The organism is Streptomyces atratus (assembly GCF_040655115.1).
In the GTDB taxonomy this organism is placed as follows: domain Bacteria; phylum Actinomycetota; class Actinomycetes; order Streptomycetales; family Streptomycetaceae; genus Streptomyces; species Streptomyces atratus_D.
The window spans coordinates 38,719-58,042 of the sequence record NZ_JBFAJH010000037.1 but is presented as its reverse complement, the minus strand read 5'-3'; the positions used below and the strand labels follow the sequence as shown (position 1 = coordinate 58,042).

17 protein-coding genes and 1 pseudogene are annotated in these 19,324 nt (G+C 71.8%); 5 read left to right on the top strand and 13 right to left on the bottom strand.

Annotated features, from left to right (window positions below; genetic code table 11):
- Nucleotides 1-133 precede the first annotated feature (133 nt).
- From pheT to infC, 7 genes are all read right to left on the bottom strand, one after another.
- On the bottom strand, nt 134-2,647 hold the full coding sequence (gene pheT, locus AB0I23_RS29745; protein WP_359113871.1) for a phenylalanine--tRNA ligase subunit beta: 2,514 nt from the start codon (nt 2,645-2,647) through the stop codon (nt 134-136).
- Complete coding sequence (pheS, locus tag AB0I23_RS29740) at nt 2,647-3,786, bottom strand: phenylalanine--tRNA ligase subunit alpha (protein ID WP_359113870.1); 1,140 nt, start codon at nt 3,784-3,786, stop codon at nt 2,647-2,649. Before pheS ends, pheT begins: the two co-directional genes overlap by 1 nt.
- 199 nt (nt 3,787-3,985) lie before the next feature.
- Nucleotides 3,986-5,161 (bottom strand): sensor histidine kinase, encoded by a 1,176-nt coding sequence (locus tag AB0I23_RS29735; RefSeq protein ID WP_359113868.1) that lies wholly within the window; start codon nt 5,159-5,161, stop codon nt 3,986-3,988.
- 132 nt (nt 5,162-5,293) lie between these two features.
- Entirely contained in the window at nt 5,294-6,136 is an 843-nt protein-coding gene (locus AB0I23_RS29730; protein ID WP_359113866.1) for a TrmH family RNA methyltransferase, read from the bottom strand.
- A gap of 116 nt (nt 6,137-6,252) precedes the next feature.
- A complete protein-coding gene (gene rplT / locus AB0I23_RS29725; RefSeq protein WP_003970214.1) occupies nt 6,253-6,636 on the bottom strand; it encodes a 50S ribosomal protein L20 in 384 nt (127 codons plus the stop codon).
- A gap of 115 nt (nt 6,637-6,751) precedes the next feature.
- Entirely contained in the window at nt 6,752-6,946 is a 195-nt protein-coding gene (rpmI, locus tag AB0I23_RS29720; protein WP_030918579.1) for a 50S ribosomal protein L35, read from the bottom strand.
- A gap of 120 nt (nt 6,947-7,066) precedes the next feature.
- Complete coding sequence (gene infC / locus AB0I23_RS29715) at nt 7,067-7,819, bottom strand: translation initiation factor IF-3 (protein ID WP_359113863.1); 753 nt, start codon at nt 7,817-7,819, stop codon at nt 7,067-7,069.
- A gap of 304 nt (nt 7,820-8,123) precedes the next feature.
- On the opposite strand from infC, the gene AB0I23_RS29710 reads away from it, so the two are divergent.
- The gene (locus AB0I23_RS29710) at nt 8,124-8,486 is read left to right on the top strand and encodes a DUF1844 domain-containing protein (RefSeq protein WP_359113861.1); all 363 of its coding nucleotides are present in this window, start codon (nt 8,124-8,126) and stop codon (nt 8,484-8,486) included.
- A gap of 165 nt (nt 8,487-8,651) precedes the next feature.
- Here the strand turns inward: AB0I23_RS29710 and AB0I23_RS29705 are convergent, their stop codons facing one another.
- Nucleotides 8,652-9,428, bottom strand: coding sequence for an SseB family protein (locus AB0I23_RS29705; RefSeq protein WP_359113860.1), 777 nt, complete (start codon nt 9,426-9,428; stop codon nt 8,652-8,654).
- Between the two features lie 98 nt (nt 9,429-9,526).
- On the opposite strand from AB0I23_RS29705, the gene AB0I23_RS29700 reads away from it, so the two are divergent.
- Nucleotides 9,527-10,402, top strand: coding sequence for a serine hydrolase (locus AB0I23_RS29700; RefSeq protein WP_359113858.1), 876 nt, complete (start codon nt 9,527-9,529; stop codon nt 10,400-10,402).
- Nucleotides 10,403-10,421: 19 nt separating this feature from the next.
- Here the strand turns inward: AB0I23_RS29700 and mycP are convergent, their stop codons facing one another.
- Complete coding sequence (mycP, locus tag AB0I23_RS29695; RefSeq protein ID WP_359113856.1) at nt 10,422-11,627, bottom strand: type VII secretion-associated serine protease mycosin; 1,206 nt, start codon at nt 11,625-11,627, stop codon at nt 10,422-10,424.
- Nucleotides 11,624-12,520, bottom strand: coding sequence for a hypothetical protein (locus tag AB0I23_RS29690; protein ID WP_359113909.1), 897 nt, complete (start codon nt 12,518-12,520; stop codon nt 11,624-11,626). Before AB0I23_RS29690 ends, mycP begins: the two co-directional genes overlap by 4 nt.
- A 566-nt stretch (nt 12,521-13,086) precedes the next feature.
- On the opposite strand from AB0I23_RS29690, the gene AB0I23_RS29685 reads away from it, so the two are divergent.
- Nucleotides 13,087-14,289 carry an amino acid deaminase/aldolase gene (locus AB0I23_RS29685; RefSeq protein WP_359113854.1) on the top strand — a complete coding sequence of 401 codons (1,203 nt, stop codon included), beginning with the start codon at nt 13,087-13,089 and terminating at the stop codon, nt 14,287-14,289.
- Between the two features lie 269 nt (nt 14,290-14,558).
- Here AB0I23_RS29685 and AB0I23_RS29680 read toward each other — a convergent pair.
- A pseudogene (locus tag AB0I23_RS29680) lies at nt 14,559-14,654 on the bottom strand (DUF2510 domain-containing protein); the annotation flags it as partial.
- Between the two features lie 52 nt (nt 14,655-14,706).
- Nucleotides 14,707-15,807, bottom strand: coding sequence for a hypothetical protein (locus AB0I23_RS29675; protein WP_359113852.1), 1,101 nt, complete (start codon nt 15,805-15,807; stop codon nt 14,707-14,709).
- A 158-nt stretch (nt 15,808-15,965) separates the two neighbouring features.
- Between AB0I23_RS29675 and AB0I23_RS29670 the strand changes: the two genes are divergently transcribed.
- Entirely contained in the window at nt 15,966-16,787 is an 822-nt protein-coding gene (locus AB0I23_RS29670) for a hypothetical protein (protein ID WP_359113850.1), read from the top strand.
- Nucleotides 16,788-17,114: 327 nt separating this feature from the next.
- On the opposite strand, the gene AB0I23_RS29665 is transcribed toward AB0I23_RS29670, so the two are convergent.
- Entirely contained in the window at nt 17,115-18,053 is a 939-nt protein-coding gene (locus tag AB0I23_RS29665) for a LysR family transcriptional regulator (RefSeq protein WP_359113849.1), read from the bottom strand.
- A gap of 70 nt (nt 18,054-18,123) precedes the next feature.
- Between AB0I23_RS29665 and AB0I23_RS29660 the strand changes: the two genes are divergently transcribed.
- Complete coding sequence (locus AB0I23_RS29660; protein WP_359113848.1) at nt 18,124-19,278, top strand: TDT family transporter; 1,155 nt, start codon at nt 18,124-18,126, stop codon at nt 19,276-19,278.
- Nucleotides 19,279-19,324: the final 46 nt, after the last annotated feature.

The window sequence follows — 19,324 nt, the reverse complement described above, 5'->3', positions numbered from 1 at the left end:
GGACCGGGGCCCGCGTGCGGTCCCCCCGCCGTCCGGCGAGCGCAGAAGGAGGGGGCGTATCCGGTAGCCGGATACGCCCCCTCCTCACCTTCTGCGGCCGGTTCGGCCTCGATGGCCGGTCGCGGTCGGCACGCTACGCGCCGCGCAGCACCGCGCCCGTCCGGTCCGCGGCCAGCGCGACCGCCGCGTCGCGGGCGGCCGAGGCCTCGTCGACGGTCAGGGTGCGGTCCGGCGCGCGGAACCGCAGCGCGTACGCCAGGGACTTCTTGCCCTCGCCGATCTGCTCACCGGTGAACACGTCGAACAGCCTCAGCGATTCGAGGAGTTCACCCGCGCCTTCCCGCAGCGCCTGCTCCACCTCGGCGGCGGGCACGTCCTGCGCGACGATCAGCGCGACGTCCTGGGTCGCCACCGGGAAGGTGGAGATCCGCGGGGCCTGGAGCGCACCGTCCACGGCCTGTTCCAGGAGTTCGATCTCGACCTCCATGGCGCAGGTCCGCTCCGGCAGGTGGAGCTCCTTGATGACCCGCGGGTGCAGCTCACCGGCGTGCCCGACGAGGGTCTCCTCGCCGTTCAGCGTGACGAAGAGCGCGGCGCAGCGGCCGGGGTGCCACGGCGCGTGCTGGTCACCCCGTACGGTCAGCTCGACTCCGGCCTCACGGGCGATCGTACGAGCGGCCTCGATGGAGTCCGCCCAGTCGGCCGGGCGGCCCTTGCCCCACCAGCCAGCCTGCTCGCGGGCGCCCGCGAGAACGACCGCGGCGCGGCGCGGCTGACGCGGCAGCGCTGCGTTCAGCCCGGCGATCTGCTCGTCGCCGGGACGATGATCGACGGGGAGCCGTACGGCCGCGGTCTCCTCGCCGGTAGGCCGGAAGACCAGCCCCGTCTCGAAGAGCGCCAGGTCGTGGCTGCCGCGGCCGTCGTTGCGCCGCAGTGCGCCGAGGAGGCCCGGCAGCAGCGTGGTGCGCAGCGCCGGCTCCTCGTCGGAGAGCGGGTTGACGAGCTTGACCGTACGGCGGCGGGCATCGTCGGCGTCGAACCCGAGCTGGTCCAGCACCGCGTCACCGATGAACGGGTAGTTCAGTGCCTCGACATAGCCGGCTCCGGCGAGCGCCCGGCCGACCTTGCGGTGCAGCCGCTGGCGGTCGGTGAGTCCGCGCCCGGACGGCGGCGTCGGCAGCGTCGACGGGAGGTTCTCGTACCCCTCCAGCCGGATGACCTCTTCGGCGAGGTCGTTCGGCTCGCTCAGGTCGGGCCGCCAGGACGGCACGGTGACCAGGAGCTCGTCCTGCCCGTAGACGTCGCAGCCGACCTGCTGGAGGCGGCGTACGACGGTCTCACGGCCGTAGGCGACACCGGCCACGCGATCGGGGTGGTCCGCGGGCATCACGACGGTCCGGGGCGCTGACTGAGCCGCGACCTCGGTGACACCGGCCTCGGCGGTGCCGCCCGCGAGCAGCACCAGCAGGTCGACGGTGCGCTGCGCGGCAGCGGCCGCGGCCTGCGGGTCGGCGCCGCGCTCGAAGCGCTTGGACGCCTCGGAGGACAGCTTGTGGCGGCGCGCGGTCCGAGCGATCGAGATCGCGTCGAAGTGCGCGGCCTCGATGACGACCTCGGTGGTGGTGTTCTCACCGTTCCGGGTGTCGGCGATCTCGGTGTTGGCGCCGCCCATCACACCCGCGAGACCGATCGGTCCGCGGTTGTCCGTGATGACCAGGTCCTCGGCGTCCAGGACGCGGACCGCGCCGTCGAGCGTGGTGAGCTTCTCGCCCTGCTGGGCACGGCGCACCCCGATCGGTCCGTCGATACGGGTCCGGTCGTAGGCGTGCAGCGGCTGGCCGAGCTCCAGCATCACGTAGTTCGTGATGTCCACAGCGAGCGAGATCGGGCGCATCCCGGCCTTCTGCAGCCGGCGCTGCAGCCAGATCGGGGAACGCGCCTCGGGCTCCAGGCCGACGACGGTGCGCGCGGTGAACCGGTCGCAGCCGATCGGGTCGGCCACCTTCACCGGGTAGCCGAACGCGTTCGGTGCGGGCACGTCGAGGAGCGCCGGGTCGCGCAGCGGCAGCCCGTACGCGATGGCGGTCTCGCGGGCGACACCGCGCATGGAGAGGCAGTAGCCGCGGTCGGGCGTGACGGCGATGTCGAGGACCTCGTCGACGAGCTGCAGCAGCTCGATCGCGTCGGTGCCGACCTCGTGCTCCGGCGGCAGCACGATGATGCCGTGCGTGCCGTCGTCGCCCATGCCGAGCTCGTCGGTGGAGCAGATCATGCCGTGCGAGGTCCGGCCGTACGTCTTGCGCGAGGCGATCGCGAAGCCGCCGGGCAGGACGGCGCCCGGGAGGACCACGACGACCTTGTCGCCGACAGCGAAGTTACGGGCTCCGCAGACGATCTCCTGCGGCTCACCGGTGCCGTTGGCGGAGCCGACGTCGACGGTGCAGAACCGGATGGGCTTCTTGAAGCCCTCCAGCTCCTCGATGGTCAGTACCTGTCCGACGACCAGCGGGCCCTTGAGGCCGGCGCCGATGTGCTCGACGGTCTCGACCTCCAGACCGACGGCGACGAGTTTGGCCTGTACGTCACGGCCGGTCTCCGTCGCCGGCAGGTCGACGTACTCCCGCAGCCAGGAAAGCGGGACGCGCATCAGATCTCCATCCCGAACGGCCGGGTGAACCGGACGTCACCCTCGACCATGTCTCGCATGTCTTCGACGTTGTGGCGGAACATCAGCATCCGTTCGATGCCGAACCCGAAGGCGAATCCGCTGTACTTCCGGGGGTCGACGCCGCAGGCGATGAGTACCTTGGGGTTGACCATGCCGCAGCCGCCGAGCTCGATCCAGCCCTCGCTGCCGCAGGTGCGGCAGGGGCGGTCCGGGTTGCCGACGGACGCGCCGCGGCAGACGTAGCAGACCATGTCCATCTCGGCGGACGGCTCGGTGAACGGGAAGAAGTTCGGCCGCAGCCGGGTCTTCATGTCCGGGCCGAAGAGCGCCTGGACCATGTGGTCGAGGGTGCCCTTGAGGTCCGCCATGGTGAGGCCCTCGTCGACGGCGAGCAGCTCGATCTGGTGGAAGACCGGGGTGTGCGTCGCGTCGAGCTCGTCGGTGCGGTAGACCCGCCCGGGGCAGACGACGTAGACGGGCGGCTCGCGGTCGAGCAGGGTGCGGGCCTGGACCGGCGAGGTGTGCGTACGCAGCACGATGCCGGACTCGTCACCCGTGGTCGGCTTCCCGTCGGGAGTGGTGCCCTGGACGAAGAAGGTGTCCTGCATCTGCCGGGCCGGGTGGTCGGGCACGAAGTTCAGGGCGTCGAAGTTGAACCACTCCGCCTCGACCTCGGGGCCCTCCGCGACCTCGTAGCCCATGGCCACGAAGACGTCCGCGACGCGCTCCATGATGGTCGTCAGGGGGTGGCGGGCGCCGGCCGGGGTGCGGTCGTACGGCAGCGTGACGTCCACCGCCTCCTCGACCAGCACACGGGCGTCCCGCTCGGCCTCCAGCTCCGCCTGACGGGCGGCGAGGGACTTGCTCACGGCGCCGCGGGCCTGGCCCACGCGCTTGCCCGCCTCGGCCTTGGCCTGCGGCGGCAGTGCGCCGATCTCCCGGTTGGCGAGGGACAGGGGCGAGGTGCCACCGGTGTGCGCGGTCTTCGCCTGGGCGAGCGCGTCGAGGTCGCCCGCGGCGGCGAAGGCGGCGAACGCCTCGTCCCGCATGCGCTCGATCTCTTCCGGTTTCAGTGCCTCGACCTCGACTGGGTCGTACGACTTGTTCGGTGCCGACATCTCTTCCCGTGCTTCCGATTGGCTGGTACTGCTCTTACCGGGGGATGCCCCCGGACCCCCGTGGCCCCGCTCGACGACTGGAGGACGCAAAGGTGCCAAAGGTCGAGTCTAAAGGCCACGAGGGGTGGAGGAAGCCCGCGGGCTGCTCAGGTCCTCCCGTCGCCCGCCGCCGCCCTGCCGGATTGCTTCGCAGACTCTCCTATTTCAGAAAGGCCGGAGCCCCCACGGGCAGAATAAATCGGAATTCTGCGCCGCCGCCGGGGCCGCGGCCGACCGTGATCGTGCCGCCGTGCGCCTCGACGATGCCCTTGACGATGTAGAGGCCCAGCCCCGTGCCGCCGCGCTTGCTTCCCCGCCAGAAACGGGTGAAGACACGGCCCATCGACTCCTCGGGGATGCCGGGGCCCTCGTCGCTCACGGTGACGGCTGTTCCCTTCTCGTCGCTCTTCGCGGGTGCGGGTGCGAGCTCAATGGTGACGGTTCCCTCGCCGTGGCGCACCGCGTTTTCCAGCAGGTTGCCGAGAACCTGGTCGACCTTGTCCGGGTCGGCCCACACCGCGGGCAGCGGCTGCCGGGTGCGGACGAGGAAGCGGTCGGGTGCCTGGCCGTTCGCGGTGAGGGCCTGGACATGGCGTTCCACGGCGGCGGAGAGGTCGACCGGCTGGCGGCGCAGCTCCAGGCGGCCGGAGTCGATCCGGGAGATGTCGAGCAGCTCGGCGATGAGCCGGGTGACGCGGTTGGCGTCGGCGTCGACGGTCTCCAGCATCAGGCGCTTCTGGTCGTCGGTGAACCGTTCCCACTTGGCCAGCAGCGTCGCGGTGAAGCCCTTGACGGAGGTCAGCGGGGAGCGCAGTTCGTGGGCGACGATCGCGATCAGTTCGGCGTGGCTGCGCTCGTTGCGGCGGCGTGCCTCGGTGCCGCGCAGGCTGATCACCAGCCGGCGTACCGGACCGGTCGGGTACTCGCGTACGTACCGGGCGGCGACCAGGACCTCGCGGCCGCCGGGGAGCAGCAGGTTCCGCTCGGGCTGGCCGACCCGGATCGCGAGGCCGCCGTACGGGTCGGTCAGGGCCCACCAGCGACGGCCCTTGAGGTCCTCCAACGGCAGTACGTGCTCCAGCGGGCGGCCGAGAGCGGCGGTCCTGGGTACGGCGGTGATCCGCGCGGCCGCCGAGTTGAAGCAGATGACCCGGCCCGCTCTGTCGGCGATGACGAGTCCGTCGGGGAGATCGTCCGGGTCGACACCGGATGTGACGGTGTCGTCCGCGGGGCCGGCGACCTCGCCGTCGGCCGGGGTGCTCTCGCCGTCAGGACCCCGGTCGGCGCGCACGTCGGCCGCATGTGTCTCGCGCGGCCTGCTCATGCCGACAGACATATTCCCGTACCCCACCTCTCGAACCGGTGCAGTGGGCCCCCGAGTTCGTCACACTACTAGTCGTCGGTGACGGAGCGACACCCTGTGGGGGCGCACTGCTGCGGTGCGCCGGCCGGCGGGGTACGGGGCCGGTCAGCCGGCGGTACGGCGGGGGCGCTGGGCGCGCGCGGAGGCGTACAGGCAGACGGCCGCCGCGGTGGCGAGGTTGAGGCTCTCCGCCCTGCCGTGGATCGGCACCCGGACGACGGCGTCGGCCAGCGCCCGGGTCTCCTCGGGCAGCCCCCACGCCTCGTTGCCGAAGACCCAGGCGGTGGGCCCGCCCATGGTGCCCGCGTCGAGCTCGTCGTCGAGGTCGTCGTCCCCCGCGCCGTCGGCGGCGAGGATCCGTACGCCCGCGTCCCGCAGCCCCTGGACGGCCTGCTCGACCGGTACGCCCACGACGACCGGCAGGTGGAAGAGCGAGCCGACCGACGCACGCACGGACTTGGGGTTGTACAGGTCGACGGAGGCGTCGGTGAGGACGACGGCGTCGGCGCCCGCGGCGTCGGCGCAGCGCAGCACCGTACCGGCGTTCCCGGGGTCGCGTACGTGTGCGAGGACGGCGACCAGGGTGGGCTTCGCGGCGAGAACGGACTCGAACGGCGAGTCGAGGAACCGGCAGACGCCGATGAGTCCCTGCGGGGTGACGGTCTGCGACACATCGGCGAGTGTGTCGCCGTCCGCGAGGTGCACCCGGGCGCCGGCCGCGTGGGCGGCTTCGATGATGTCGGGGTACCGCTCGGCCGCCTCGACGGTGGCGAAGAGCTCCAGCAGGGTCGGCTCGCCGTCACTGCCGCGGTGTTCGGCGGCCTCGCGCACGGCCTGCGGCCCCTCAGCGATGAACCGTCGCTCCTTGCCCCGGAAATTGCGCCGGGCGAGGCGCCGGGCGGCGGCGACGCGCGGCGATCGCGGGGAGATCAGTTCGGGGGTGGCCATGGTCGGCGGCGGGCCTCTCTGCGTGCGGAGGTACGGAACAAGGGGTGCAACGCACCGGACCCGCAGACGGCGAGCGCCTGCGGGTCCGGCTCAAAAGCCAAGAAGTGTGCCCTGGATCAGGCGGCCTTCGGGGCGTTGACGTCACTCGGGAGGGCCTTCTGGGCAACCTCGACGAGAGCGGCGAACGCGTTGGCGTCGTTGACCGCGAGCTCGGCCAGGATCTTGCGGTCCACCTCGATGTTGGCGGCCTTCAGACCCTGGATGAGGCGGTTGTACGTCATGCCGTTCTGGCGGGCAGCGGCATTGATGCGCTGGATCCACAGCTGACGGAAGTCGCCCTTGCGCTTCTTACGGTCGTTGTAGTTGTAGACCAGGGAGTGGGTGACCTGCTCCTTGGCCTTGCGGTACAGGCGCGAGCGCTGACCGCGGTAACCGCTGGCGGCCTCGAGGATTGCCCGGCGCTTCTTGTGGGCGTTGACTGCCCGCTTGACGCGTGCCACTTGTTAACTCCTTGTAGCGGGGCTGGTGTTCACGGTATCGACTCACCCAGCCCGGAAACGAATTGGTCCCGGTGTGATCGAGGTCGCGCCCCCGGGATTCACCGGGGGCCGAACCTCACTTGCCGAGAAGCTTCTTGATCTTCTTGGCGTCGGCCGGAGCCACGACGACCGTGCCGGTCAGCGAGCGGGTCTTCTTGGACGACTTGTGCTCGAGCAGGTGGCGCTTGCCGGCCTTCTCACGGAGCACCTTGCCGGAGCCGGTGATCTTGAAACGCTTGCTGGCACCGCTGTGCGTCTTGTTCTTCGGCATCGCGCCGTTCTCTCCTCGTCAGTGGCGCCCCTCGCGGTGCAGGCACCGGACAACAGGGGCGTCAGATCTTGGTGGGGATTCCGGGGTGACCCGGGGCCGCCTGGATGGCGCCCCCTGAGGTCACGCCTCGGAAGGTGTCTCGGCCGAAACCTCGGGCTGCGCTTCGGCCGGAGCCTCGGCAGCCTCTTCCGCAGCAGCCTCGGCGTCGGGGGTGTAACCCTGGCGCTCCGCCTTGCGGGCGGCCTGGGCCTCACGGGCCTCGGCCATGGCTTCGGTCTTCTTCTTGTGCGGGCCCAGAACCATGATCATGTTCCGGCCGTCCTGCTTCGGGTTCGACTCGATGAAGCCGAGTTCCTCGACGTCCGAAGCGAGACGCTGGAGCAGACGGAAGCCCAGCTCAGGGCGGGACTGCTCACGACCACGGAACATGATCGTGATCTTGACCTTGTCGCCCTGCTTGAGGAACCGGACGACGTGACCCTTCTTGGTGTCATAGTCGTGCGGGTCGATCTTCGGCCGGAGCTTCATCTCCTTGATGACCGTGTGCGCCTGGTTCTTGCGCGCCTCACGGGCCTTCATGGCCGACTCGTACTTGAACTTCCCGTAGTCCATGAGCTTGCACACGGGCGGACGGGCGGTCGCCGCCACCTCGACCAGGTCGAGGTCGTACTCCTGTGCGAGTTCCAGGGCCTTGGCAAGCGGAACAATCCCGACCTGCTCGCCGCTGGGACCGACAAGTCGCACCTCGGGAACGCGAATCCGGTCGTTGATGCGGGGCTCGGCGCTGATGGATCCTCCTCGGTAGCACCACGCGGCCGCCTGGCGGACAGCCACGTAACGTCTGTTTTCCTGAGACCAACCGCACCAGTGCATGAAAAATGCCCCGGACGGGACACAGGCGGGGCTCCTGGAAAACCGGAACACCGCCGCGGTCAACCGCGGGGCGCATCGGGCGGCTCCATCGTCCGTACGGAACGATGGGCGCCACCTGACCGGTGACCTGCCGTCCCGGAGGATGGTCAGGTGGGAGATCGGAGCCTCCACTTGTGGGCCGGGCGCATAGGTGCCCAGCCGGTCGTAACACCAGGCTAGCAGCTCACCGGGGCGTGCGCTAACCAGCTGCCGCAGACCACTCCCGCAGGCGGGACCGTGCCGACGTGCGCCTATCGTATGGCGCATGAGTGACGCGACCCCCAGCAGTGAAACCCCCGGCTTCGACGACTTGACCCGCGACATCGCAGAGGTCCCCGCGGTCGAGGTGATCGTGACGGTCGCCGTCAACCTGATGAGCGCGGCCGCCGTGAAGCTCGGCCTCACCGAGGACGGCGACGAGCACAAGGACCTCGACGAGGCCCGGAAGCTGGTCCACGCGCTGGCCGGCCTGCTGGACGCGAGCACCACGGAGATCAGCTCCTTCCACGCGGCGCCGCTGCGGGACGGACTGAAGTCGCTGCAGCTGGCGTTCCGCGAGGCCTCGCTGGTGCCGGACGAGCCGGGCCAGGGCCCCGGAGAGAAGTACACCGGCCCCGTCTTCGGCTGAGTCGCCTCCCCCTCCCCCTCCCCCTCCGTACGACCGTGAGCCCCTGCCCGTCCGGGCAGGGGCTCACTGCGTTCCCACGTCACGCTCTGTCGAGTCAGCCGGTGAACCAGCGCCGCGACCACCCCGTCGGGGCGGCTGCTCCCGCGCGTGGGGCCGGCGGGGTGATCAGCGTGCGAACAGGGGTTCACCGGGCGTGACCGTGTCGGCCGGAAGCACGGCGAGGTCCAGGCCCCGCACCAGGCGTGCCCGCAGAACCTCGTCGGCGGCCAGCGACTCCGCAACCCGGCGGGCCGTCTCGGCGGGGCCCGCTTCGGGCGCCAGGACCAGGGCGAGGGTGCCGCCCGACCGTCCCGGGACGAGGTGGGCGCGGAGCACGGCGGGCTCGGCGGCGACCGCGTCCCGTACCGCTGAGGTGACCGCCGGGTCGTCCAGCGGGTCGGCGCTGGTACGGCCCTCGGCGAGGGCGAGCAGCGCGGAGCCGGTCAGTTCGTACGCCACGGGACCGGCGAGGTCGAGCACGACCGTGTCCGCCTTCTCGTGCGCGGCCGCCTGCAGCGCCTGGTGCAGGGGCACGGCGACGGGTCGGGCCTGCGGATCCCAGCGGGCCAGCGAGGCGGTCGAGGTGAAAGCGGGCAGCGCGCGGCGGTCACCGGCCTGGAGGGTGGGGACGGCCATGTCGCTGGTCTTCTCCCGGCGCAGCCCGCCCACCCGTCGCCCACCACCACCCTTGCCGGCCGCTTCGCGACTGGTCTCCTCGACCTCCTCCACTTCACCGAGGACGGCGACGACGGGGACCAGGAGCCTGGCTCCCTTGAGCGCTTCGAGGACCGGGCCGACGGCCGTCCGGTCCTCGGCCCAGGCGGCGAGCGCCGCGGCCAGTGCGGGATCGGCCGTGCCGTCGTCGTCGGAGTAACCGGGGTTCGGAATGTTCTTCTGCGCCACAGGGCGAGCGTAGTCGGTGCGGTTTCTCACGCCGTCCTCAGGTGCGCCACGGCCCTCTGCCGGATCCTCTTCCCAGCGTCCGCTCCATGCCTCTACCGATGCCGAGAATACGTACGTCCGCGCTGTCCGCCGCCATCACGGCCGTGGTCCTGCCGGCCGGTTCGGCCGCGGGAGACATATATCCGATGGGCCGGCCCTCGGATGCGGCGCCCCGCCCCGTCGCCTCCGTATCGTCGGCAGCCCCGGTGGTGACGAGCAGGGAGCCCCAAGTGGACCTCGACGCGAAGCTGGCAGCGACGGTGGCGCCGCTGACCGGTGACTCCACGATGTCGGTCGCGGTGCTGGACACCGGCAGCGGGGCCGGTGCGGTGTACGGGAAGCGGATGTACGCCACTGCGAGCATCGTCAAGGTCGACATCCTCGCGGCACTGCTGCTGCGGGCCCAGGACGACGGGCGGGAGCTCACCGGCTACGAGCGCAGCCGGGCCGTCACCATGATCGAGAACAGCGACAACGACGCCGCAACCTCGCTGATGCAGGCGATCGGCGGGGCGGCCGGACTCGACGCCGCCAACCAGCGGTTCGGGCTGACGAGCACGACCGCCGCCGACGCCTGGGGGCTGACACAGACGACGTCGGCGGATCAGCTGAAGCTGCTCAGGACGGTGTTCGGTACGCATTCGAAGCTGAGCGAGGACTCCCGTACGTATCTGCAGGGGCTGATGCGCGGGGTGGCGGCCGACCAGCACTGGGGGGTGTCGGCGGCGGGCAGCGACTGGGCGCTGAAGAACGGCTGGATGCCGCGGAGCGCCACCGGGCTGTGGGACATCAACAGCATCGGGCAGGTGACGGCCCACGGGCACACGTATCTGGTGGCGGTGCTCTCCGCCGGGCAGCAGACGAAGGAGACGGGCATCGAGCGGGTGGAGTCGGTCGCGAAAGCCGCGGTGCGGGTGCTCGACGGGGCGCGGTGAGCGTGCCCGCGGCCCGGCCTCAGCGGCGCGCGGAGGGTTTCCTGCCGCGCCACAGCAGCACGGCCAGTGCCAGCAGTACGGCTCCGAGGCCGCCCGCGACCGGGGCGAGCCAGCCGGCGAGGGCTTCGTCCTCGTGCCGCGGGGTGGGGCCCGGGCCGAAGTACCGCTTGCTGTAGCCGGTCTTCGCGGAGGCGGCGGACGCGGCCGAATCGGTTTTCGGACCGGCCGGACGGAGCGTGCCGCCCGCCTTGATCGCGGCGGCCGGGTCGACGATGCCGTAGCCCCGGGAGTCGTCGCGGCCGCCCTCGGGTGAGTCGCGCGCGGTGTCCATGAGGAGATTTTTGACCTGGGCGGGCGACAGCCCCGGGTGCGCGGCCCGGACCAGCGCGACCGCGCCGGAGACGAACGCGGAGGCGGCCGAGGTCCCCCACTCGATGTAGTAGTGACGGTCGGGGGACGGGACGACGATGTCGACACCGGGGGCACTGACCGTGGCGTACCAACGGCGGGTGGAGAACGAGGCATGCGTGCCGTACCGGTCGACGGCGGCGACCGCTATCACGCCGGGGTAGGCGGCAGGATACGAGATGTGGTCGCCCTTCTCGCCCCCGTTGCCCGCCGACGCGACGACGACGGCGCCCTTCTTCAGCGCGTACTGGATGGCGGCGTCCTCACCGCCGTCGGGGTGCGCGGACTCGCTGTCGTCGCCGAGGGAGAGGTTGATGACATCGGCGCCGTGGTCGGCGGCCCAGCGGATGCCGTCGGCCAGGGCCGTCCCGCGGGACTCACGGGCCTCGGCGCGGGACGGGTCGGAGGCTTCGAGGATCACCCGGACCGGAAGGATCTTCGCTTCGGGGGCGATGCCGAGCACCCCGTCACCGCGGCCGACACCGTGGCCGCGGCCCGCGATGATGCCGGCCATCGCGGTGCCGTGCCGGGCCCAGGAACGGTCGCCGTGCCGGGCTCCGAAGCCGATCATGTCCTTGCCGGGCAGCACCTGGCCCGCGAGGTCGGGAAGGCTGTCGTCGACACCGGTGTCGACGACGGCGACAGTGATCCCCTTGCCCTTGGTGGTCTGCCAGGCACGGTCGGTGTGGAGCGCCTGGAGGCCCCACTGCTGGGGCCTGATCGTGTCCGCCCGGGCGGGGACGGCCGGCAGCAGCGCGAACGCGGTGGCGGCGCAGACCGCGCCGAGTGCGCGGCGGTGGCGGCGTCGGCTGCTCATTGCGGATTCTCCGAGAGATCGGTGACGGTCCGGCGCAGCCCACGCTCGATCCGGTCGGCGATGCCCTTGGCCTCATGACCAAGACCTGCCTGCGCGGCGGCCGTCGTGGAGTCCGCGGCCATCGCCCTGGCAACAGGCTGCGGGTCGGTGACCGTACGCCCGTCGGCGAAGCCGGAGACGGCGAACACGACGACCGGTACCTCGGTCAGCACATGGACGGTCCAGGTGGCGCGCTGCCCGTCGCCGAACCCGGCGGCAGGGGTGCCCTTGACGGAGTACGTACGGGGCATGAGGTCGGTGCGGGTGTCGAGGTGCTGGTCGGTGAAGCGGGTGCTCAACGCCCTCATCCCGTCCGTTGCACCCTCGGTGAAGACCATGCCGACCGTGGTGACGCTGCTGGACGTGGCGTCGGTGTACGTGGCTCGCAGCAGCCGTTCGCAGCCGACCGGGCGGAGCGTCGTGAGGAGCAGGGGGTCGAGCGCGGTCGTGCAGCCGCTGTCCGGGGCGACTCCGATCCGGGTCCAGACCCGGTCCGCACCGCCGGGACCCGCGCCTTCCCCCTTGAGGGTGCGCGGGAAGAGGGTGTCCACGGGGACGTCCCGCCAGGCGGTGCGGCCGGTGACGTACGGGTCACGGACCCCGGGATAGGCCGAGGACTCGCTGGTGAGATAGGCCCCGGTGACCGCGCCGCCGATCAGCCCGAGCCCGAGCACGACACAGGCCGCGGCGGCCGCGGACCTGGCCGGGTGACGGGTACGGACGGGGCGCAGCCGGGTGGTGGTCTCGGCGGGCGTCTCGGGACCGGGGTACGGGCGGTGGCCGTGGCGGTACGGGGCATAGCCGCCCGGGTGCGGCGGGGGCGGTATCGCGCCGGGCCGCAGGGTGAGATCCACGGCACCGACCGGCCGACGGCGGGTCGCGGCGGGCGGCGTCTCGGGGCGTGACGGAGGAGATGCGGGGGCAGGGCCGGGGGCGTGGACGGCCATCGGGCTCACGGGACGGAGCCGGGTGGTCGTCTCCACGGGCTGCTGCTCCGGGACCGGGCTCGGCCCGGGATCCGGGCTCTGGGGCCGGCTCCCGCTCTGGCTCTGGCTCTGCAGTGGGACGTGACGCGGCGCCGGATCGGGGCTCGGGCTCGCCTGGGCCGGGGACGCGGCGGGCACGACCGGGGCCACGGGTTCCGCCGTGTGCCCCGGTTCGTCCGGGGATCCGGCCGGGCGGGGCGGCGTCAGCGGGCGGGGCGGCACGGGAGCGCGCTGCGCCTCGGTACTCATCCGCCCCCCTGGTCCACATTCCGTACCGCTCGCGGATCACCGTCACACGCAGGCCCGTTGGCCGCCGCGTGCCGGTCACTCTACGGGCTGGGAGGGGCCGGGTGGGAGCGGGGCGCCGCAGCCCCGTGGGATCTGCCCGGATCATCCCCCTACCCACCGGTAGCGGTGTCTGGCAAGCTGCGGCCATGACCGCGCGTGCCGCTGACAGGACCCGCTACGACCGGGCTACCGCCCACCTCGACGCCCCGATCGCCGTCGTCGATCTGGACGCCTTCGACGCGAACGCCGACGATCTCGTCCGCCGGGCGGCGGGGAAGCCGATCCGGGTCGCGAGCAAGTCGGTGCGCTGCCGGACCCTGCTGGAGCGGGTGCTCGCACGGCCGGGCTTCGCCGGGATCATGTCGTTCACGCTGACCGAGTCGCTGTGGCTGGCCCGGGCCGGGTTCGACGACGTCCTGCTGGCGTACCCGTCGGCCGACCGGTCCGCCTTCGCCGAGCTGGCCGCCGGCCCGAAGCTCGCCGCCGCGGTGACGGTGATGGTGGACGACCACGCACAGCTGGAACTGATCGACGCGGCGCGGGCCGGCGGCCGGGAGGAGATCCGGGTCTGTCTGGAACTGGACACCTCTCTGCAGCTGCTCGGCGGCCGGATCAGGATCGGCGCGCGGCGTTCGCCGTTGCGCTCCCCCGCCCAGCTGGCGGAGCTGGCGCGTTCGGTGGCGCGCAGGCCCGGTTTCCGGCTGGTCGGTCTGATGGCGTACGAGGGGCACGTCGCCGGGGTCGGGGACGCGGTCGCCGGCCGGCCGTTGCGGTCCCGGGCGATCCGGCTGATGCAGGCGACGGCACGCAAGGAGCTGGCGGCCCGGCGGGCGGAGGTGGTCCGGGCGGTGCGCACGGTGGCGCCGGACCTGGAGTTCGTGAACGGCGGCGGTACGGGCAGCGTGCAGCACACGGCGGCGGAGTCCGCGGTGACCGAGATCGCGGCCGGGTCGGGGCTCTACGTGCCGCGGTTGTTCGACAACTACACGTCGTTCACGGCCCGCCCGGCGGCGCTGTTCGCTCAGCCCGTGGTGCGGCGGCCCGGCGTGGGTGTGGTGACGGTGCTCGGCGGCGGCTACCCGGCATCGGGGGCCGCGGGTGCGGACCGGCTGCCCGTCCCGTATCTGCCGGAGGGACTGCGCTACGACCCGCAGGAGGGTCCGGGCGAGGTGCAGACGCCGCTGCTCGGCGCCCCGGCCGACGATCTGCTGATCGGCGACAAGGTGTGGTTCCGGCACGCGAAGGCCGGTGAGCTGTGCGAGCGTTTCGACGAGCTGCAGCTGATCGAGGGCGACCGGGTGACGGCGACCGTGCCGACCTACCGGGGCGAGGGCCGCACCTTCCTCTGACGAGGCCGGCGTCAAGGGGCGACGGAGCTGCCGACGACGCCGCTCGTCTCGCTGTCGTCGATCGGCCGGATGGCCCGGGTGAGGGTGTCCACGAGAGCGAGCGGGTCCCGGCGGGACCGGCGTCGAAGGCGTAGCGCACGACGACGGGCAACTCGCTGCCGGCGGTCGAGGGGCGATGGTCCTGCGCTTCCGCCGCCGTTGACCTGACCGGGACCGGCGGACCGAGCGGGCTGCACGGGACCGAATTCCTGCGTTGTGGTCGGCCGCGGGCGGGTGTGGGCGGTCCATGCCGTACCGTCCCACCACCGCTCGCTGCCCGGAGCGGCCGTGTCCGGAGACCAGCCGGGCGGTGTCGCGTTACTCATTGCTCCACTCCAGGTTCCGGACCCACCCCCGGACCCGGGGCACTCCAGTACGTCAGGGGCGGGACGAGCGCGGAAGCCGGCTCACCGGGCCGGTCACAGTGCCGGAAGCCGCCGCGCGGTAGGCCGCACGCCCGCGGCGGCCGAAACCCCAGCGGGAGGGCGCCGACTCCTTGACGTGCTGCGGCAGTTGCTCGCGGGCGACTGTCTCGGGGGCGAGAAGCTCGTCGAACCTCCGCCACCCCTCCCACTTGCGGATATCCACGTCCACCTGTGGCTTGAGGGGGGCGAATCTGCCGAGTTCGAAGTCCTCGCCGCCCAGGTCGAACCAGCGCTCGCCGAAGACCTCCGTGCCCAGTCCGCCGGCCTTGGCCGTCAGGCGGACGAGCATCCTCACGGACTCGGCGCCCTGCAGATCGGTGCCCTGTATCCGGGTGATCGGAAGGCTCGGCACGGCCGCCTCCACGGGGATCCACACCGTGAAGGGCGATCCGCGGTCCATGACGAACCAGGTCCGCTCCTGTGCGACATTGCCTTGCTGGTCCAGCACCCGCAACGGCTGCTTGTAGAAGACCGGAGTGCCGTCGTGCGGCGACTTGCGCAGGTACCAGAGATAGACGCGGGCGGTGAGATCGATGACGGAGAGGTTCTCCATACGGTTGTAGAACCGCACGGCGATGATCCGTTCGTCGCGGCCCACGTGCGCCTCCGCGAACTCACGGGCGTCGGCCTGGTGCGCGTAACTGAGACTCACCTTCCGCCGCCAGACGAAGGGCCTCACGGAGAACATCTTGATGAAGACGACACCGACCAGAGTCGCGGGCACAATGGCTCCGATGACCGACGCGATGGTGGAGAGCGCCTCGTGGGCCGTGTTGTCCTCCTGGGGACTGATGCTGTCGGTTCCCACGCACGCCCGAAGCGACTGGAGGGTGAGATCCAGGAGGTGCCCCGAGTCTCCCAGCCGCTCGGCCTGACTGCGCGGGGAGTGCAGGGTCAGGGTCAGGCCCACCGCCATCGCGGCCGACAACAGCACAAGCCCGCCGATCACCAGACCGAACAGCCCCAGCACCGTGCGTTCGGCGATCCACCAGCGCAGCGACGTACGAAAGCGCGGGTGACCCCGCCCGCTGATCACGGCACGCGTCAGCATCATCAAAAGCCCCCCCGTATAAGCTACTTGGGCAGAGAATCAATGATTCTAGCCATGCCCTCGCACCCGGCCCCGCGGTGCACTTCCCCTTGTCACTCACTTCGACCCTCCGCTGTGGCAAGCTCACCATGTCGACCGTGTCGCCCATAAGGAGAAGCAGGGTGCTGAATCGTTCGCTCCAAGCGCTCGGCCTTGCCACCGTGCCCGCCAAGGCCCCCCTCACGTACCCCGGGCTGCCGATCACGGAGCCGTCCCTTCTCCACGAGGGGTGTCTGCTGCAACTCGAGGCCGGCCGCGGCCCCGTCGACGACTGGAACGTCCTCACGGAAGGGGGGCCGGTCCCTCTCGACGTACACCTGGCCGCAGAGGGGCTCGCACTGCTCGGCGACCGGCACCCTGCCGTGTCGGTCGGCTCCAACGCCTCCCCCGCACAGCTGAACGACAAGCTGGTGAGCCGGGGCCTGTCGGGGACCGTCCCGATGGTGCCGGTCAGCACACGGGGCATCGCGATCGGCATGTGTGCCCACATCTACCCCGCCGGATACGTGGCGACCGCGCCCTTCGCCGACAAGGGTGCGGAGTTGACACTGGCCGTGACCTGGCTGGACGACGACCAGCTCAAGGCCGTCGACGAAACCGAGATCCCGTACTACGAGCGGGTGGTGCTGCCCCGGGACGAGTTCCCCATGCGCCTCCCCAACGGAGCGTTGCTGGACAAGGTGCACCTGTACACCAGCGCCATGGGTGTCCTGGCCGGGCCCGACGGAGCACCCCGGCCCGCGCAGCCGGATCAGGCGGCCCTGCTCGCGGAACTGCTCGCGGCCTCTCCACGCCTGCGGGCGCTGCTCGGCCCGGACCCGCTCGCCTGGGTGGAGCATGCCACCGGGGACCCGGAGTTGAGGGACGAGGGCACCCGTATCTTCCGCGAGGAAGGCTGGGTCATCATGCTGGACGACTTCGCCCCGTACGCCGTCAGCGCGTGACCCGGCGGGTCCAGTGACGTGATACGCGGCCTCGGTGGGACCCGCCGGATTCCGCTTCCCGGATCTGCGGACCGTGCTGGGCCGGGCGGGTCCTGCCCGGCCGGCCGGGCAGGCCGGCCATCCACCGTCGGGGCTCGGCCACCGTGCCGCCGCGAGGGCGCTCTCCTCGCTCGTGAAACGGTCCCTGCAGGTGAGCCAACCGTTCCTGGGCAGTGTCCACGCTCGCCAAAACCATGTGTTTACCCAGCAGTTGTGAACCCTACGAATGGCTCGCTCATCCCGGCCAACAATGCGGGGAGGAATGAACCCGGAGGCCGCGCTCCGTCCTCAGTCGCCGGACGGGTTCGACCGCGTCAGGGAGAGCAGGTCGCGAGCCGGGCCCGTGGGCCGGTGCCCCGAAGGCCAGACCGCCCTCAGCTGGCGTCGGAGCCGTACCCCCGCCACCGGGATCTTCACCAGCCGCCGCGAGGACAGCTCCTCCCCCAGCGCCAGTTCGCTCAGGACGCACGGTCCCGCACCGCTCTCCGCCGCGCCCTTCACCGCTGTCGTCGAGGAGAGTTCGAGCAGTGGCTGCGCCAGCCCGCCGTGCACGGCCAGTGCCGCGTCCAGGACCTGTCGGGTGCCGGAGCCGCGCTCGCGCAGGATCAGTGGGGTCGCGGCCAGTTCCTGCGGGGTCAGCGGTGTGCGGCGGCGGGCCCACGCATGGGACGGGGCGACCACGACAACGAGGCGGTCGTGCGCGATGACCGTGCCGTCGAGGCCCTCCGGTATGGACAGCCCCTCCACGAATCCGAGGTCGGCCTCGCCGACGAGCAGCCGCCCCGCGACCGCCGCCGAGTTGCCCGCGAGCAGCGAGACCGCGGTGTCCGGCCGTTCGGCGCGCAGTGCGATCAGCCAGCCGGGCAGCAGATATTCGGCGATGGTCATGGAGGCGGCGACCCGCAGCCGGGAGTCGCGCCGGTCGCGCAGCGCCTGCGCACCCGCGTCGAAGGCCTCGGCGGCCTCGACGATCCGGCGTGCCCAGTCGGTGACGAGCGCGCCCGCGTCGGTGAGCCGGGAGCCGCGCGGCGACCGGTCGAGGAGGGCGACGCCCAGCAGGCGTTCCATCGACCGGATACGGCTGCTGGCGGCGGGCTGGGTGATGCCGACGTCCAGCGCCGCGCGTCCCAGGCTGCCGTGCCGGGCGACGGCGAGCAGCAGCTCCAGCGCTCCGAGGTCGGGGACCCGGTGGGACAGGAGGGCAGGTGTGGGTGCGTCGCTGGGCATAAAGCCAGCTTATGACCTCATAGGGACAATCTCCCTGGTGGGGGACGGCCCCCGGTACAAAAATCGTGGCATGGCCATCATTCCGCAGACCCGCGCGCAGACGAGCGCCCCGTACTCCGCCGCTGTGCGGCTTCCTTCTCTGCGCCACATCGGCCCCAACTGGTACGCGACGGTCATGGGCACGGCCATCGTGGCCGGCGCGGGCGCGGCGCTCCCCGTGCACGTGCCCGGGCTGCGGGCGGCCTGCACGGTGGTGTGGGCGCTGGCGGCAGTGGTTCTCACCGCGGTCCTCGCCGCCCGCGCCGGACACTGGTTCGCCCACCGCGACCAGGCCCGAGCCCATCTCCTCGACCCGGCCGTCGCCCCCTTCTACGGCTGCCTCTCGATGGCGCTGCTGGCCGTCGGCGGCTCCACGATGACGGTCGGCCGGGACGTCATCGGGCATCGGGCCGCCCTCGCCGCGGACGTGGTCCTGTACACCTCGGGCACGCTGATCGGCCTGGCCGCCGCGGTCGCGATCCCGTATCTGATGGTCGTACGCCACCGCCCGGAGCCCGGGACCGCGTCGCCGGTCTGGCTGCTGCCGGTGGTGGCGCCGATGGTGTCCGCGGCGCTCGGCCCCCTGCTGGTGCCGGAGCTGCCCGCGGGTCAGTGGCGGGAGGCGATGCTGCTCGCCTGTTATGCGATGTTCGGGCTCAGCCTGCTGGCGACGCTGGTGATGCTGCCGCTGATCTTCTCGCGGCTGGTCCACCGGGGGCCGCTGCCGCTCGCCCTGACTCCCACGCTGTTCCTGGTCCTCGGTCCGCTGGGGCAGTCCACGACGGCGGTCAATCAGCTCGCCGATGTGGCGCCGGGCGCGATCCAGGCACCGTACGCCGGGGCGCTGGGGGCGTTCGCCGTGCTGTACGGGGTGCCGGTGATGGGGTTCGCGCTGCTGTGGCTGGCGCTGGCCGCGTCGATGGTGGTACGCGCGGTACGGGCGGGCATGACGTTCAGCATGACCTGGTGGGGCTTCACCTTCCCGGTCGGTACGTGCGTCACGGGCGCGGCGGGACTGGCCCGGCACACTGGTCTGACGGCGTTCAGCTGGCTGGCCGTCGCACTGTACGTACTGCTGGTGACGGCCTGGGCGACGGCCGGGCTGCGCACGCTGCGTGGGCTGTTCAGCGGAGCGCTGCTCGCAGCGCCGCAGGCGCCCCGGCCTGTGGCGGCCCGGACCACGTGAGATACCGCCGCGTGTGACGTACCCTCGGAGCCCGCCCGGCGGCATG

Bases quoted from the DNA above. Each gene is read 5' to 3' on its own strand.
- pheT (WP_359113871.1), bottom strand. From the start codon at position 2,647: ATGCGCGTCCCGCTTTCCTGGCTGCGGGAGTACGTCGACCTGCCGGCG.
- pheS (WP_359113870.1), bottom strand. From the start codon at position 3,786: ATGTCGGCACCGAACAAGTCGTACGACCCAGTCGAGGTCGAGGCACTG.
- AB0I23_RS29735 (WP_359113868.1), bottom strand. From the start codon at position 5,161: ATGTCTGTCGGCATGAGCAGGCCGCGCGAGACACATGCGGCCGACGTG.
- AB0I23_RS29730 (WP_359113866.1), bottom strand. From the start codon at position 6,136: ATGGCCACCCCCGAACTGATCTCCCCGCGATCGCCGCGCGTCGCCGCC.
- rpmI (WP_030918579.1), bottom strand. From the start codon at position 6,946: ATGCCGAAGAACAAGACGCACAGCGGTGCCAGCAAGCGTTTCAAGATC.
- infC (WP_359113863.1), bottom strand. From the start codon at position 7,819: ATGCACTGGTGCGGTTGGTCTCAGGAAAACAGACGTTACGTGGCTGTC.
- AB0I23_RS29710 (WP_359113861.1), top strand. From the start codon at position 8,124: ATGAGTGACGCGACCCCCAGCAGTGAAACCCCCGGCTTCGACGACTTG.
- AB0I23_RS29700 (WP_359113858.1), top strand. From the start codon at position 9,527: ATGCCGAGAATACGTACGTCCGCGCTGTCCGCCGCCATCACGGCCGTG.
- mycP (WP_359113856.1), bottom strand. From the start codon at position 11,627: ATGAGCAGCCGACGCCGCCACCGCCGCGCACTCGGCGCGGTCTGCGCC.
- AB0I23_RS29685 (WP_359113854.1), top strand. From the start codon at position 13,087: ATGACCGCGCGTGCCGCTGACAGGACCCGCTACGACCGGGCTACCGCC.
- AB0I23_RS29675 (WP_359113852.1), bottom strand. From the start codon at position 15,807: ATGATGCTGACGCGTGCCGTGATCAGCGGGCGGGGTCACCCGCGCTTT.
- AB0I23_RS29665 (WP_359113849.1), bottom strand. From the start codon at position 18,053: ATGCCCAGCGACGCACCCACACCTGCCCTCCTGTCCCACCGGGTCCCC.
- AB0I23_RS29660 (WP_359113848.1), top strand. From the start codon at position 18,124: ATGGCCATCATTCCGCAGACCCGCGCGCAGACGAGCGCCCCGTACTCC.